This window comes from Mycolicibacterium mageritense, assembly GCF_010727475.1.
Lineage (GTDB): Bacteria > Actinomycetota > Actinomycetes > Mycobacteriales > Mycobacteriaceae > Mycobacterium > Mycobacterium mageritense.
Genome location: NZ_AP022567.1, coordinates 1,827,167 through 1,842,192, shown reverse-complemented (window position 1 = coordinate 1,842,192; position 15,026 = coordinate 1,827,167). Strand labels below are relative to the sequence as shown.

The 15,026-nt window shown below is 66.1% G+C and carries 13 protein-coding genes; 6 read left to right on the top strand and 7 right to left on the bottom strand.

What is annotated here, in order from left to right:
• Window positions 1–210: 210 nt before the first annotated feature.
• From G6N67_RS08915 to G6N67_RS08900, 4 genes are all read left to right on the top strand, one after another.
• Window positions 211–1,632 (top strand): condensation domain-containing protein, encoded by a 1,422-nt coding sequence (locus tag G6N67_RS08915; RefSeq protein ID WP_036432814.1) that lies wholly within the window; start codon window positions 211–213, stop codon window positions 1,630–1,632.
• Window positions 1,633–1,702: 70 nt separating this feature from the next.
• Window positions 1,703–4,681, top strand: a complete 2,979-nt coding sequence (locus G6N67_RS08910) for an MMPL/RND family transporter (protein ID WP_036432816.1) — start codon at window positions 1,703–1,705, stop codon at window positions 4,679–4,681.
• 86 nt (window positions 4,682–4,767) lie between these two features.
• Window positions 4,768–5,892, top strand: a complete 1,125-nt coding sequence (gene pe, locus G6N67_RS08905) for an acyltransferase PE (RefSeq protein WP_036432817.1) — start codon at window positions 4,768–4,770, stop codon at window positions 5,890–5,892.
• 47 nt (window positions 5,893–5,939) lie between these two features.
• Window positions 5,940–7,676: an AMP-binding protein gene (locus tag G6N67_RS08900; RefSeq protein ID WP_081812529.1), complete on the top strand. Its 1,737-nt coding sequence runs from the start codon at window positions 5,940–5,942 to the stop codon at window positions 7,674–7,676.
• 23 nt (window positions 7,677–7,699) lie between these two features.
• Here G6N67_RS08900 and G6N67_RS08895 read toward each other — a convergent pair whose 3' ends face one another.
• Window positions 7,700–8,359 (bottom strand): GAP family protein, encoded by a 660-nt coding sequence (locus G6N67_RS08895; RefSeq protein WP_036432821.1) that lies wholly within the window; start codon window positions 8,357–8,359, stop codon window positions 7,700–7,702.
• Between the two features lie 145 nt (window positions 8,360–8,504).
• On the opposite strand from G6N67_RS08895, the gene G6N67_RS08890 reads away from it, so the two are divergent.
• Window positions 8,505–8,990 (top strand): flavin reductase family protein, encoded by a 486-nt coding sequence (locus tag G6N67_RS08890; RefSeq protein ID WP_036432823.1) that lies wholly within the window; start codon window positions 8,505–8,507, stop codon window positions 8,988–8,990.
• Between the two features lie 13 nt (window positions 8,991–9,003).
• On the opposite strand, the gene G6N67_RS38775 is transcribed toward G6N67_RS08890, so the two are convergent.
• From G6N67_RS38775 to G6N67_RS08870, 5 genes are all read right to left on the bottom strand, one after another.
• Window positions 9,004–9,165, bottom strand: coding sequence for a hypothetical protein (locus G6N67_RS38775; protein WP_110798413.1), 162 nt, complete (start codon window positions 9,163–9,165; stop codon window positions 9,004–9,006).
• A 119-nt stretch (window positions 9,166–9,284) separates the two neighbouring features.
• Complete coding sequence (locus G6N67_RS08885) at window positions 9,285–10,034, bottom strand: succinate dehydrogenase/fumarate reductase iron-sulfur subunit (RefSeq protein ID WP_036432825.1); 750 nt, start codon at window positions 10,032–10,034, stop codon at window positions 9,285–9,287.
• Between the two features lies 1 nt (window position 10,035).
• On the bottom strand, window positions 10,036–11,943 hold the full coding sequence (locus tag G6N67_RS08880; RefSeq protein WP_036432827.1) for a fumarate reductase/succinate dehydrogenase flavoprotein subunit: 1,908 nt from the start codon (window positions 11,941–11,943) through the stop codon (window positions 10,036–10,038).
• A 31-nt stretch (window positions 11,944–11,974) separates the two neighbouring features.
• Complete coding sequence (locus G6N67_RS08875; protein ID WP_036432829.1) at window positions 11,975–12,805, bottom strand: succinate dehydrogenase subunit SdhC; 831 nt, start codon at window positions 12,803–12,805, stop codon at window positions 11,975–11,977.
• A gap of 59 nt (window positions 12,806–12,864) precedes the next feature.
• Window positions 12,865–13,155 carry an Rv0250c family protein gene (locus G6N67_RS08870; RefSeq protein ID WP_036432831.1) on the bottom strand — a complete coding sequence of 97 codons (291 nt, stop codon included), beginning with the start codon at window positions 13,153–13,155 and terminating at the stop codon, window positions 12,865–12,867.
• Window positions 13,156–13,263: 108 nt separating this feature from the next.
• Between G6N67_RS08870 and G6N67_RS08865 the strand changes: the two genes are divergently transcribed.
• Complete coding sequence (locus G6N67_RS08865; protein WP_036432834.1) at window positions 13,264–14,037, top strand: isocitrate lyase/PEP mutase family protein; 774 nt, start codon at window positions 13,264–13,266, stop codon at window positions 14,035–14,037.
• Window positions 14,038–14,126: 89 nt separating this feature from the next.
• On the opposite strand, the gene G6N67_RS08860 is transcribed toward G6N67_RS08865, so the two are convergent.
• Window positions 14,127–15,011, bottom strand: coding sequence for a DMT family transporter (locus G6N67_RS08860; RefSeq protein WP_230021294.1), 885 nt, complete (start codon window positions 15,009–15,011; stop codon window positions 14,127–14,129).
• Window positions 15,012–15,026 lie beyond the last annotated feature (15 nt).

Sequence of the window (15,026 nt, the reverse complement as noted above, 5' to 3'; positions counted from 1 at the left end):
CAGATTTACACCTCTGCGCCCCCCCAAAAGCGCCAGAAGATCAACTTCGACGCACACTATATGCGTGCGTACCCTGGCGTGCGTGCTTCGCTGTCCTCGCACGAACCTGTGCGGGACGGCCGCGGTCGCGACTTGAGTATGTTGATGCCGCCATGAGTTCCGCCGGCCTGTGAGTCGGCTTCAACGGGGAGTCCTGAGAGGGGACGAGGTTTGCGCATCGGGAAGATAACTGTTGGCGCACTTGATGAATGGTCGTTGAGCCAGGGCTCGGTCACCTCGTGGCACCCGACTGCCGCGGCGCAGGAAAAGGCGCGTCAAGCTCCGGTGAGTCCGGTTCCGGTTAGCTACATGCAGCGCCAACATCTTCGTAACTACAGCCAACGCACAGGTGCGGGGTTGAACTTCTCGCGGCAGATCATCGCGAGCTGCGACGTGGCCGGTCAATGCGATATCTCGGCCATGGACCACGCCGTCAACACCTACCTGCGCCGGCACGACACATTCCGCAGCTGGTTCGAAGAAACGGGTGAAGGCGAGTTCATCCGGCATGCCCTCACCGATCCGGCCGACATCGAATTCGTGCCGGTGGACCACGGCCACATGACGGCCGACGAAATTCGTGCGCATGTCGTCGACATTCCGAATCCGCTGGAATGGGGTTGCTTCACTTTCGGCATCGTTCAGAACGAAAGCCACTTCACGTTCTTCGCGGCCATGGACCACGTTCACGGGGACGCGACGCTGATCGGCACGACCATGATGGAAGCCAACGGCATGTATTCGGCGATGAGTGGGAGCGGTCAGGCTCTCGCGCTGCCCGAGGCCGGTAGCTTCGACGACTTCTGTGTCCGCGAAGGGGAGTACACGTCGGCGTTGACCCAGGACTCGCCCGGGGTGCGCGCGTGGATCGACTTCGCCGCGAACAACAGTGACGGCTTCCCGGAATTCCCGCTGCCGCTGGGCAACCCGGATGAGTCGTTGAGCAGTGCCTGGAGCTCTCAGGTGCTGATGGATCCGGCGCAGACCGAACGCTTCGAAGCGGCGTGCACGGGCGCGGGCGCGCGGTTCGTCGGTGGCTTGTTTGCCTGTCTGGCCCTGGTGGAGCACGAGTTCACCGGTGCACTGACCTATTACGGGCTCACCCCGAGGGATTCGCGCACCGCGAGCGACAATTTCATGACGCAAGGCTGGTTCACGGGCCTGATCCCGATCACCGTGCCGGTCGCCGCGACGTCTTTCAGCGACGCCGCATGGGCCGCGCAGCAGTCTTTCGATTCTGGCCTTGACATGGCGCGAGTTCCTTATTACCGCGTGCTGGAGTTGGCGCCGTGGTTGAACTGGCCACGCCCGAACTTCCCGGTGTCGAACTTCCTTCACGGCGGCGCGGCCCCGCTCAACGCCATCCTCGCCGCGGGCGATCTCGGCCTTGCGAACAATATCGGAATGTATCCGGACAATCGGTTTTCCTACCAATTGACCATCTACATATTCCGGTACGGCGAGGGCACGGTCATGGCGATCATGCACCCCGACAATCCGGTGGCCAAGAAATCGGTGACGCGTTACATGGACGCCATGAAGTCGGTGTCGGGGCGGGTTGCTGACAGCGGGCACTGGGGCCGAGTCGCCTAGCGAGGAGCAGGGGTGGAATGGCCATTGATTTTCCGCTGGGCCCTGATGCCGGGGCGAAGGTGAGGACGACATGCGACGGTTAGCCGATCTCGTGGTGCGATGGCCGTGGGCGGTGATCGGCGTCTGGGTCGCGATGTTGATCGCGCTACCGCTGACGTTCCCGTCGCTGGGGGAAATGGCCGCAAAGCATCCGCTGGCGATCCTGCCCGACGACGCCCCGTCGAGCGTCACCGCGAAGAAGATGACCGAGGCGTTCCACGAATCGGGCAACGACGACTTGCTGATCGTGGCGTTGATCAACGAGAAGGGCCTGGGCCCGGCCGACGAGGCGACGTACCGCAAACTCGTCGACGCACTGCACGACGATCAGGCCGATGTCGTGAGCGTGCAGGATTTCATCAGCACGCCACCGCTGCGACAGTTCCTCACCAGTGAGGACAAGACCACCTGGGTGCTCCCGGTGGGCCTCGCGGGTGAGCTGGGCACGCCGCGCGCCTTCGATTCGTTCAACCGCGTCTCCGAGGTGATCAAGACCAACGTCGCGGGCAGCCCGCTGGAGGTTCATCTCACCGGCCCCGCGGCGACCGCGGCCGACCTCACGGTCGCGGGTGAACGCGATCGCCTGCCGATCGAGATCGCGATCGCCGTGCTGGTTCTGCTCGTGCTGTTGCTGGTGTACCGCAGTGCGGTCACGATGCTGCTGCCGCTCGTGACCATCGGATCGTCGCTGCTGATCGCGCAGTCGCTGGTGGCCGGTTTCTCGGAGCTGACCGGTTCGGGGGTGTCGAACCAGTCCATCGTGTTCCTCAGCGCGATCATGGCCGGGGCCGGAACTGACTACGCGGTCTTCCTGATCAGCCGCTATCACGACTATCTGCGCACGGGCGCCGATTCGGACCAGGCCGTCAAGAAGGCCATGATCTCGATCGGGAAGGTGATCACGGCGTCGGCCACCACGGTGGGCCTCACGTTCCTGTTGCTGAGCTTCTCCAAGATGGGGGTGTTCAAGACGGTCGGAGTGTCGTCGGCGATCGGTATCGCCGTCGCGTTCCTTGCCGGGCTGACGCTGTTGCCCGCGATCCTGGTACTGGCCGGGCCGCGCGGTTGGGTGAAGCCGCGGCGTGAGCTGACCGCGCGATTCTGGCGGCGCTCCGGCATCCGGATCGTGCGCAGGCCCGTGCCGCACCTGGTCGCGAGCCTGCTGGTGCTGGCGCTGCTGGCCGGCTGCGCGATCTTCGCGAACTACAACTACGACGATCGCAAGGTGGTGGCGGCGTCGGCGCCGAGTTCGATCGGCTATGCCGCGCTGGAGCGGCATTTCCCCATCGCCCAGTCCATCCCCGAATACATCCTCATCCAGTCGCCGCACGACCTGCGCACCGCACGGGGCCTGGCGGACCTGGAACAGATGGCCTCGCGGGTCGCCCAGTTGCCGGATGTCGGCATGGTCAGCGGCATCACCCGGCCGCTCGGCGAAGTGCCGCCCGAGTTCCGGGCCACCTACCAGGCGGGCCTCGTCGGCGACCGGCTGGCGAACGGCTCCGACCAGATCGGCCAGCGCAGCGGCGACCTGAACCGGCTGGCCGACGGCGCCAACACATTGGCCGACAGCCTCGCCGACGTGCGCGCCCAGATCCGTCAGGTGGCGCCCAGCATCCAGGGCCTGGTCGACACGATGACGTCGGTGCGCACCGAATACGGCGGCGACAAGCTGGTGAAGGACGTCGAAACCGCGGCCAAGCTCGTCCAGAGCATCAACGCGCTCGCCAACTCGATGGGCTACAACCTGTCCGCGGTCAAGAACATCTTCGCCTGGATCGATCCGGTCCTGGCGGCGCTGCAGAACAACGCGGTCTGCGACTCCAACCCGTCCTGCAGCGAGACCCGGGCGCAGTTCCAGAAGCTCGTCGACGCGCGCGGCGACGGAAACCTGGACCAGATCAACGATCTCGCGCACCAGCTCCAGGGCGTCGACGACAAGCAGACCCTCACCGCGACGGTGAACAAGCTGAACTCCGCGCTCGCAGGCGTATCCAAGGCCGTCAAGGCCATGGGTCTGGACAAACCCGGGGGACCGCAGGCGGGCATGCGGCAGCTGCAGCAAGGCGCCGACCGGCTGGCCGGCGGAAGCCGGGAAGTGGCAGGCGGCGTCGACGAACTCGTCAAACAGGTCAAGGTGATCGCCGACGGGCTGAACCAGGCTTCGGCATTCCTGCTGACCATGCGGAGCAATGCCGCGGACGCGTCGCAGGCCGGGTTCAACATCCCGGCCGAAGTGCTGGGCCTGCCCGACTTCAAGAAGGCATCCGCGGCGTACGTCTCACCGGACGGGCGCTCGGTGCGCTACCTCGTGCAGACCAAGCTGAACCCGTTCAGCTCGGAGGCGATGGACCAGGTCAACGAGATCCAGGACGTGGCCAGGGGCGCCCAGCCGAACACCGCGCTGGCCGACGCCACGATCTCGATGGGCGGTTTCCCGGCCGCACTGCGGGACACGCGTGACTACTACCAGCAGGACATCCGCTACATCATCGTCGCGACCATCATCGTCGTGCTGCTGACCCTGATGTTGCTGTTGCGGTCGATCGTCGCGCCGCTCTACCTCGTCGGCTCCGTCGTGGTGTCGTACTTCGCGGCGATGGGCATCAGTGTCCTGTTCTTCCAGCACATACTCCACCAGCCATTGCACTGGAGTGTGCCGCCATTGGCGTTCGTGGTGCTGGTCGCGGTGGGCGCCGACTACAACATGCTCCTGGTGTCGCGAATGCGCGACGAGTCCCTGCACAGCATGCGCTACGGGGTCATCCGCACCTTGAGTTCGACGGGCGGCGTGATCACCGCGGCGGGCCTGATCTTCGCGGCCTCGATGGCGGGCCTGCTGTTCTCCAGCATCGGCATCGTGGTCCAGGGTGGCTTCGTGATCGGTGTGGGAATCCTGCTGGACACCTTCGTGGTGCGCACCGTCACGGTGCCCGCCATTGCAACATTGGTCGGGCAGGCGAACTTCTGGCCTTCGCGCGTGATCAAGTCGAAGTTGCTGCGCACATGACGAGCAAATTTCCGGGCGCGGCGGGACAAGCGCGCACACGTGATGTATGTGAAACTACGAACCGAGGCGGGGCGATGGGAGTGGAGATGAAGAAACTCCTTGCTGGACTTGCATTGCTGGTGACCACCAGTGTCACCGGATCCTTCGGCATCGTCGGCAGCGCGCGGGCCGACGAACCGCCCGCGCCCAGACCGCCCGCACCCGGCAACCCGGACCGCGGTACCGCGTACGCCCTTGGCGGGGCTCACGTTCTCGGTATTCCGTACGACGAGTACATCCGGATGACGGGCGAGCAGTGGTTCCCCGGCATGAAGCGGGTCAAGGTCGACTACCCGGCAGGCCAGGTCCAGGGGCACACGCTGGAACGCTTCATCCCCGGGATCGGCGCGCTCGGGGAGCAGATCTATCCGGGTATCGGGCTCGACGGGCCGAGCATCGGGGAGTCTGTCGACGAGGGTGAAGGAAACCTCGACGCCGCCATCCGCAAAGGCGGCAAGGGCACAGCGATGGGGCTTTCCGAGGGAGCGCTCGTGCTCAATGCGGTGAAGGCGCGGCTGGCCAACGATCCGACCGCTCCCGCGCCCGACCAGCTGACCTTCGCGACGTTCGGCGACCCGATCGCCAAGCACCCGTTCGGCGAGAGCTTCCTGACCCAGAACTTTCCCGTCGGCAGCGTCGTGCCGTTCATGGACTACCGCATCCCGGCTCCGGTGGAGAGCCAGTACCACACCGACCAGTTCATCTCGGCGTACGACAGCATCGCCGACTGGCCGGACCGGCCGGACAACTGGATGAGCGTCATCAACGCCATCGCGGGGTTGGCCACCGGCCACACGGCGATCGCGTTCACCAATCCGAGCAATGTTCCGCCGCAGAACATCAGGACGACGGTCAACTCCAAGGGCGCGACGACGACGACGTACCTGGTTCCCGAGGAACACCTGCCCTTGGTGTTGCCGTTCAAGTACCTCGGATACGACCAGCACACGCTCAACGAGCTGGACCGGGTTCTGCAGCCCATGGTCGATGCGGGTTACTCGCGCAACGACGACCCGGCGACCGCTCCGGTCACGGTGGATCCGGTGCACGGTTTCGATCCCGCGGAAGTCACGGCACCGGCCAACGAGGCGACGTTCGGTGGCGGCGCCGATCCCATGTCGGAGATCGTCAACGCCGCGATGTCCGTGCTGAACCCCAAGGGCGCAGGCTGACTGCGACACCGATCCGACGGATTCGACTAGTTACGGAACCTGATGTGATGTCTTCCCAATCATCCATTCTCTCGATGCTGCACGGCCGTGCCAGCATGCGTCCCGACGACGTGGCCTTCACGTTCACCGATTACGACCGTGACCCGGCGGGCATCGCCGAGACACTGACGTGGTCGCAGCTGTCCCGCCAGACCATGAACGTGGCGCGGGAGATCCGGCTGCACGGCGAGGTCGGGGACCGGGCGGTGATCTTGGCCCCGCAAGGCCTGGATTACATCCTGGCCTTCCTGGGTGCCATGCAGGCGGGGCTCATCGCGGTTCCGCTGCCGTTGCCGCATCGCGGCTCGAGCCATGACCGCGTGAGCGCGGTCGTCGCGGATACGAAGCCCGCGGTCGTCCTCACGACGTCGGCGGTCGCCCAGGATGTCGGTGACTACGTCGATCAGTCGGAGATGGAGACGGCGCCGAAGATCGTCGCGGTCGACGTGTTGAACCTGGAGGCTCAAGGCGGCCCCGAGCTCGTCACCGCCGAGTTCCCCAGCACGGCGTATCTGCAGTACAGCTCGGGTTCGACGCGCCTGCCGACCGGGGTCATGATCTCGCACCGCAATCTCCAGGCGAATTTCGAGCAGCTCATGCGCGGCCTGTTCGCGGATTCGGGTGTCAAGTCCTCGGCCGAGAAGACCATCGTGTCGTGGCTGCCCTTCTACCACGACATGGGTTTGGTGCTGGGTGTCTGCGCACCCATCCTGGGCGGCTTCCCCGCGGCGTTGACCAGCCCGGTGGCGTTCCTGGAGAAGCCGGCCAGGTGGGTCCGGGCGCTCGCCGAGAACCCGGTGGCCTTCTCCGCGGCACCCAACTTCGCATTCGACCTGGCGGCCCGCAAGACCAAGGACGCGGACCTCGCCGGACTTGATCTCGGCGGGGTGCAAGGCATCATCAACGGCGCCGAGCGTGTCGAACCGGCAACTCTGGAACGCTTTGCAGACCGCTTCGCGCACTTCAATTTTCGCGATCACATGCTGCGGCCGTCGTACGGCCTGGCCGAGGCGACCGTGTTCGTCGCCACCGGCGTGTGGAGTGAAGCGTCCGAGCTCGACCGCTTCGAGGTCGACGCACTGGCGCAGGGCCTTGTGCGGCGGTCCCGGTCCGGTTCGGCGCTCGTCAGATACCGGCTGCCGCAATCACCGTCGGTCCGCATCGTCGACGTCGACACCAACCGGGAATGCCCACCGGACGTGGTGGGAGAGATCTGGGTGCACGGCGACAACGTGTCGGTCGGCTACTGGAGCAGGTCGCCCGAGGAACAGCAGTGCTTCGGCGCGACGCTGGCCGACCCGACGCCAGGCACCGCGACCGGGCCGTGGCTCAAGACCGGCGATCTCGGCTTCGTCTCCGACGGCGATCTGTTCATCGTCGGCCGAATCAAGGATCTGCTGATCATCCGCGGGCGCAACCACTATCCCGAGGACATCGAGGCCACGGTCCAGCAGATCACCGGTGGCCGGGTCGCGGCCATCGCGGTGCCGGTGAACAGCACCGAGAAGCTGGTCACCGTCGTCGAGGTGAAGAAGCGCGGCGGGTCGGCGGTCGACGCGGGCCGCTGGCTCAGTGCGGTCAAGAGTGACGTCACGTCGGCGATCTCCAACGCGCACGGCTTGAACGTGGGGGATCTGGTGCTGGTGCCGCCCGGGTCGATCCCCACCACGACGAGCGGCAAGATTCGGCGCGCGGCGTGTGCCGAGCAGTACCGGCAGGACGAGTTCGTCCGGTTGGACGCCTGATTCCTTCGCGTTGATTTGGTGCGCTACAGGCCGACGGCGCCCGCGCCGAGGAGCACGCAGCCGACCACGGCCAGCATCGCGGCGACGCCGAGGCGGCCACGGGCCCGCAGCCAGTCGTGCAGTTTCGTGAGTATCGCGCGCGTGCGGTCGGGGGCCACCAGGTAGGAGATCAGCGGGATCTCCACGAGCGCGAACGCCACGATGTTGAACAGCAGCAGCGCGCCCACCTGGTGGGTCACCGCCGCGCCGGACGCGACGATGAGCGTGAGCGCGGCGAGGTAGTCGATGGACGGCAGTGCGATGCCGAGACCCGCGACGCCCGCGGTCCACAGCGACTGCCCGCGCACCAGTTGCCGGACGCGCGTCGCCAGCGCACCGGGTGGCCCGTCGGCTGACCAGTCCGGCGGCTTCACCTTGCTCGCCGCGAGGATGGCCGCGGCCACCAGGACCAGCACGCCCACCCCGACCTGAACCCTGGGCAGCGTGAAATGGGCCGACCCCAACGCCGGTCGCAAGATGAACAGCACGACGACGCCGACCGCGGTGCCCATCGCGAAACCACCCGCCAGGAATGCCATCAGCTGCAGCAGTGGCCTGGGCCGGTTGAGCATGAGCACCGTCATGCCGATTCGGAACGGCTCCAGGCTGACGGCAGCAGCCATCACCAGGAGCGGGATCCACATGCCGAGCCACGCTACCGGCCGGAGCGCCGGCCCGTGAGTTGCGTTCACGATGATTCTGGCGCCGCACACCGCCGACCTGGCCACTGGCGGGCGCGGCGCCCTGACGTGGCCGCTGGACGCGACGACGTGTCAAGATGGATTTGTTATGAGCGCAACAGATCTGAGCCCCACGTCGCTGCGCGAAGCGTTCGGTCACTTCCCGTCCGGTGTCATCGCCATCGCGGCCGAGGTCGACGGGACGCGGGTCGGGCTGGCGGCCAGCACCTTCGTGCCCGTGTCACTGGACCCGCCGCTGGTGTCGTTCTGTGTGCAGAACACCTCGACCACGTGGCCCAAGCTCAAGGATCTGCCGTATCTGGGGATCAGCGTGCTCGGCGAGTCGCACGACGAGGCCGCGCGCACCCTGGCCGCCAAGACCGGCGACCGCTTCGCGGGCCTGCAGACCGAGTCACGCGAGAACGGGGCGGTGTTCATCCACGGCACCAGCGTGTGGCTGGAGAGTGCCATCGAGCAGTTGGTACCGGCCGGGGATCACACCATCGTCGTGCTGCGGGTCAGCGAGATCACCGTGCATGCGGATGTCGCACCAATTGTGTTCCACCGCAGCACGTTTCATCGCCTCGACGGCTGAGTAGCGGGCGGCGTCACGGCCGCTGGGCGAGCTCCTCGCGATACCCCGCGATGCGCTGCTCGATCTCACTGGCGTCGGCCGGGCGTCCTTCTTTGCGAGCCAACTCGGCCCGGGCGGACAGTTCCCGGATCGCGGTGCGAATGTCGTTGATGCTGTGGGTATGGCCCATTGTCATCGGCTGCCTTCCTCGGTTATCGGATTGGCTGCTTACGACGAGCCTACGCGCTGATTCTGCGGTGAGGGCGGGGTCTACTCGGACTTTCGCACCGTCGCCGCAGAATCAACGCAGGATCGTTATCGCCTGAACAGTTTGTTGCCCAGCCACACGATCGGGTCGTACTTACGGTCGGCCACGCGCTCCTTCATCGGGATCAGCGCGTTGTCGGTGATCTTGATGTTCTCGGGGCACACCTCGGTGCAGCACTTGGTGATGTTGCAGTAGCCGAGGCCGAACTCGTCCTGCGCCATCTCCTGGCGGTCGACGGTGTCGAGCGGATGCATGTCGAGCTCGGCGATCCTCATGTGGAACCGCGGGCCCGCGAACGACTTCTTGTTCTCCTCGTGGTCACGGATCACGTGGCAGACGTTCTGGCACAGGAAGCATTCGATGCACTTGCGGAATTCCTGGCTGCGGTTCACGTCCTCCTGCTGCATCCGGTACTCGCCCGGTTGCAGATCCTTGGGCGGCGTGAACGACGGGATCTGGCGGGCCTTCTCGTAGTTGAACGACACATCGGTCACCAGGTCACGCATCACCGGGAACGTGCGCAGCGGCGTCACGGTCACCGTCTCCGCCGGGTCGAACGTCGACATCCGCGTCATGCACATCAGCCGCGGGCGGCCGTTGATCTCCGCCGAGCACGACCCGCACTTGCCTGCCTTGCAGTTCCACCGCACCGCGAGATCGGGTGTCTGGGTGGCCTGCAGCCGGTGGATGATGTCGAGCACCACTTCGCCGTCGTTGACCTCGACGGTGTAGTCCTGCAGATCGCCGCCAGACTCGTCACCGCGCCAGACCCGCAGGTTCGCTTCGTAGGTCGCCATCTCAGCCCTTCCAATCGGGGTGCTCGGCCAGTTCCTGCTGGGTGTAGTACTTCTCCAGTTCCGACAGCTCGAACGTGGCCAGCAGATCGGCCCGCATCGGGGCCTGCGCCTCCGGGACCACCGACACATCCGGGACCACCGGGTCGCCTCCTTCGGCGCGGCACACCAGCAGCGTGTTGCGCCAGTTGGCGTCCATGTCCGGGTAGTCATCGCGGGTGTGGCCGCCCCGGCTCTCGGTGCGCTGTAGCGCGGCCTTCGCGACGCATTCGCTGACCAGCAGCATGTTGCGCAGATCGATCGCGAGGTGCCAGCCGGGGTTGAAGATCCGGCCGCCCTCGACGCTGACGTTGTGCACGCGCTCGCGCAGTTCGGCGAGCTTGGCGAGCGCCTCCTCGATCTCGGCTTCCTTGCGGATGATGCCGACGAGATCGTTCATCGACTGCTGCAGTTCGGCATGCAGGGTGTACGGGTTCTCGGGGTTCTCATGCTTGTCGAACGGCGACAGCGCCATCCGAGTGGCGTCCTCGATCGCGGCGTCGGTGACCTTGGGCCGGTCGGCCAGGGCGCGTACATAGTCGGCCGCACCGAGCCCGGCGCGACGGCCGAACACCAGCAGATCCGAGAGCGAGTTGCCGCCCAGCCGGTTGGATCCGTGCATGCCGCCCGAACACTCACCGGCCGCGAACAGCCCGGGGGTGATGGCGCCGCCGGTGTCCGGGTCGACCTCGATGCCGCCCATCACGTAGTGGCAGGTCGGCCCGACCTCCATCTCGTCCTTGGTGATGTCGACCTCGGCCAGCTCCATGAACTGGTGGTACATCGAAGGCAGCCGGCGTTTGATCTCCTCGGTGGGCATGCGCGACGCGATGTCGAGGTAGACGCCGCCGTGCGGTGATCCGCGGCCGGCCTTGACCTCGGAGTTGATCGCGCGCGCCACTTCGTCGCGGGGGAGCAGGTCAGGCGTGCGGCGGGCGGAGTCGTTGTCCTTGAGCCACTGGTCGGCTTCTTCCTCGGTCTCGGCGTACTGACCCTTGAACACCGCGGGGATGTAGTCGAACATGAACCGCTTGCCCTCGGAGTTCTTGAGCACACCGCCGTCGCCACGCACACCCTCGGTGACCAGGATGCCCTTGACCGACAACGGCCAGACCATGCCGGTCGGGTGGAACTGGATGAACTCCATGTTGATCAGCGTGGAGCCTGCGCGCAGGGCCAGCGCGTGCCCGTCGCCCGTGTACTCCCACGAGTTCGACGACACCTTGAACGACTTGCCGATGCCGCCGGTGGCCAACACGATCGCCGGGGCTTCGAACAGCACGAAATTGCCGCTCTCGCGGTAATAGCCGAATGCGCCGGCGATCCGGTCGCCGTCTTTGATCAGCTCGGTGATCGACGTTTCGTGGAAGACCTTGATGCGGGCCTCGTAGTCGCCGAGCTCCTTCTTGTCCTCCTGCTGCAACGACACGATCTTCTGCTGCAGGGTGCGGATGATCTCCAGGCCCGTGCGGTCACCGACGTGCGCGAGCCTCGGGTAGGTGTGCCCGCCGAAGTTGCGCTGGCTGATCTTGCCGTCCTTGGTGCGGTCGAACAGCGCGCCGTAGGTCTCCAGTTCCCACACCCGGTCGGGCGCTTCCTGCGCGTGCAGTTCGGCCATGCGCCAGTTGTTGAGGAACTTGCCGCCGCGCATGGTGTCACCGAAGTGCACCTGCCACGAGTCCTTGGTGTTGACGTTGCGCATGGCGGCGGCGCAGCCGCCTTCGGCCATCACGGTATGGGCCTTGCCGAACAGTGATTTGGTCACCACCGCCACACGCAGGCCGCGTTCGCGTGCCTCGATCACGGCGCGCAGTCCAGCTCCACCGGCACCGATCACGACCACGTCGTAGGAGTGCCGTTCGAGTTCAGCCATGCAAAAGCCCCACTATCGTTGAATTACGTTGTCAGCCGATGAATCTCAGGTCGGAGATGGTGCCGCTGGCGACCAGCATGATGTAGAAGTCCGTCACCATGAGCGTGCCGAGCGTGATCCACGCGTACAGCTTGTGTCGGACGTTGAGCTTGCTGATCTGCGTCCACATCCAATACCGCACAGGGTGTTTGGAGAAGTGCTTGAGACGCCCGCCCGCGACGTGCCGGCAGGAATGGCAGGACAGCGTGTAGACCCACAGCATGATCACGTTGCCGAGCAGGATCAGGTTGCCGAGTCCGAAACCGAAGCCGCTGGCGGTCTTGTCGGAGTGGAACGCGATGATCGCGTCGTAGGTGTTGATAATCGAGATGAGCCCGGCGATGTAGAAGAAGTAGCGGTGGGTGTTCTGGATGATCAGCGGTAGCCGGGTCTCGCCGGTGTAGCGCGCGTGTGGTTCGGCGACCGCGCATGCGGTGGGCGACTGCCAGACCGAGCGGTAGTAGGCGCCGCGGTAGTAGTAGCACGTGAGCCGGAACAGCAGCAGGAACGGCAGCGACAGCGCCGCGTACGGCAGCCACCACACGTCGGGGAAGATCTGCGGCCAGAAGTGACTGGCCTCAGGTGTGCAGCCCTTGCTGACACACGGCGAATAGAACGGTGTCAGATAGTGGTACTGCGGCACGTAGTAGTTGTTCTGCAGGAACGCGCGCACCGTCGCGTAGATGACGAACGCGGCGAAGCCCAGGTCGACGATCAGCGGCGACTCCCACCACCGATCGGTCCGGAGGGTGCGCTCGGGGATCTCGGCGCGGGTGGCGGAGAAGACCCCGGTCGCACGGCGGTCAGCGGTGGGTGCGCTCACGGTTCCCTTTCGTCGGTTCAGTTTTTGCAAGGGCGTCGCACAGCCCGCGGCGCGTGCCGCTAGCCGCTGACGCCACCGTCTTCGATGTCTCCCCAGAACTCCCGGTCGTACTGGGTGTCCGGGATGGCGATCTTCTCGCGGTCGGTCTTCTGCCGCGTCACACCGTGTCGCATCTCGAGTTCTTCGGCGTCGATGTCGAGGCGTTCGATGTCGTTGAGGATGCGTTCGGCATCATTGACGATGCGGCGGGTGGCCGGGGAATCCCCGTACTTCGCCGCGAGAGTGGTGACGCAACGACGCATATCGCCGATCAGTTTGTGCAGTTCGGCGAATTCGGTGGTGGTGGACAAGTGACCTCCTTGGGCTGAAGGGTGTCATGAATCACATTACGACAACCGATGCTAGCCACATCACGAGTTGAGAGTGACGCGGATCACGTTGAGTGTGGAGGTTTGAGCATGTCGCAACAGGCTTTGTCGCAAGAGGTTCTGCAGCAGCGGGCGGCCGCGCTGCTGGCGTTGCATCAACCGGGAAATCCCGTGGTGCTACCCACCGTGTGGGACGCCTGGTCGGCGAAACTGGCCGTCGATGCGGGCTTCGCCGCACTGACCGTCGGCAGCCACCCGATGGCGGATTCCGTCGGCAAGGCCGACGGTGAGGGGATGTCGTACGACGACGTGACCACCCGCGTCGCGCAGATCACCGCGGCCGTGGACGTGCCCGTCTCGGTCGACATCGAGTCGGGATACGGCGAGCCGCCGCAACGAATCATCGACGGGTTGTTGGGTGCGGGCGCAGTGGGTCTCAACATCGAAGACACCGTGCACCGGGAGGGCAAGCGGCTGCGTGGCGCCGAGGAGCACGCCGAGTTGGTCGGCGCGCTGCGCAAGGCGGCCGACGCCAGCGGCGTGCACGTGGTGCTCAACGCGCGCACGGATCTGTTCCTGCGCCAGGACGGTGACGAGTCCGACCGCGTGCAGCGCGCGATCGCCCGGCTCAAGCTGGCGGCCGACCAGGGCGCCGACTGCCTCTACCCGGTGGGGCGCCACGATCCGGATACCTTGCGGCTGCTGGCATCTGAGCTTCCGCTGCCGATCAACGCCATCGCGGTGCCGGAGGCCGACGATCCGGCCTCGTTCGGGCCGCTCGGCGTCGGCCGGATCAGCTTCGGGCCGTTCCTGCAGCGCGCGCTGAGCGGGACCGCGAACGAGATCCTCGCCCGCTGGCGCTAGCCCCGTTTCTGCCGAGCAGTCCCCCGCAAGCGAGAGGTGTCCCCAGCTCGCGGGGGAACTCGCGGGGGAAACTGCCGGGGAAAGTGGTTTCACTGCAGCCGGATTCGCACCGCCAGGCCCGCACACCCGATGACGGCGGCGCCGCCGAGCAGCGTCACCCAGGTCAAGTGCTCGTGCAGCAATGCCGCGGCCCAGGCCAGGGTCAGCACCGGCTGCACCAACTGGACCTGGCTGACCTGAGCCATCGGTCCGATGGCCAGCCCGCGGTACCACGCGAAGAACCCAAGAAACATGCTCACGACAGCGAGATATCCGAACGCGGCCCACTGTGTCGCGGACGCGTGCGGTGGCTGCTGGGCGACGGTGAACACCGTGAGGCCCGCCATCACGGGCGCGGCCACGACCAGCGCCCAGGACACGGTCTGCCAGGCCCCGAGTTCGCGGGCCAGCAGGCCGCCTTCGGCGTAGCCGATCGCGCACGCGATGACGGCGGCGAACAGCAGCAGGTCGGGCCAGCGCAGGTGTCCGAGGCCGCCGCCGTTCAGCATCGCGAACATCACCGCGGCCGTGGCGCCGATTCCGGCCATCACCCAGAAGGTCGCGGGCGGACGTTCGTGTCCGCGGAGCACGGCCATGACCGCGGTGGCGGCAGGCAGTAGTGCGATGACGACGGCACCGTGGCTCGCGTCGACCGTGGTCAGCGCGTACGAGGTGAGCAGCGGGAAGCCCGCGACGACGCCCGCCGCGACGACGCCCAGCCGCAGCCATTGCCTGCCGCGGGGAAGGGCCTGGCGGGTCACGGTCAGTGCGGTGGCGGCCAGTGCCGCGGCGACCACTGCCCGGCCCGCGCCGATGAACAGCGGAGAAAGCCCGCCGACGGCGACCCTGGTGAAGACCATGGTGAACGAGAAGGCGACCACGCCCAGCAGTCCCCACCACAACCCGGTGCGGGAGGACGATAACGCAGGCGCCATAATTGCAGTAGCGCT

Coding starts and splice junctions, on each gene's coding strand:
- G6N67_RS08910 (WP_036432816.1), top strand. CDS start 1,703: ATGCGACGGTTAGCCGATCTCGTGGTGCGATGGCCGTGGGCGGTGATC.
- pe (WP_036432817.1), top strand. CDS start 4,768: ATGAAGAAACTCCTTGCTGGACTTGCATTGCTGGTGACCACCAGTGTC.
- G6N67_RS08900 (WP_081812529.1), top strand. CDS start 5,940: ATGTCTTCCCAATCATCCATTCTCTCGATGCTGCACGGCCGTGCCAGC.
- G6N67_RS08895 (WP_036432821.1), bottom strand. CDS start 8,359: ATGTGGATCCCGCTCCTGGTGATGGCTGCTGCCGTCAGCCTGGAGCCG.
- G6N67_RS08890 (WP_036432823.1), top strand. CDS start 8,505: ATGAGCGCAACAGATCTGAGCCCCACGTCGCTGCGCGAAGCGTTCGGT.
- G6N67_RS38775 (WP_110798413.1), bottom strand. CDS start 9,165: ATGACAATGGGCCATACCCACAGCATCAACGACATTCGCACCGCGATC.
- G6N67_RS08885 (WP_036432825.1), bottom strand. CDS start 10,034: ATGGCGACCTACGAAGCGAACCTGCGGGTCTGGCGCGGTGACGAGTCT.
- G6N67_RS08880 (WP_036432827.1), bottom strand. CDS start 11,943: ATGGCTGAACTCGAACGGCACTCCTACGACGTGGTCGTGATCGGTGCC.
- G6N67_RS08865 (WP_036432834.1), top strand. CDS start 13,264: ATGTCGCAACAGGCTTTGTCGCAAGAGGTTCTGCAGCAGCGGGCGGCC.
- G6N67_RS08860 (WP_230021294.1), bottom strand. CDS start 15,011: ATGGCGCCTGCGTTATCGTCCTCCCGCACCGGGTTGTGGTGGGGACTG.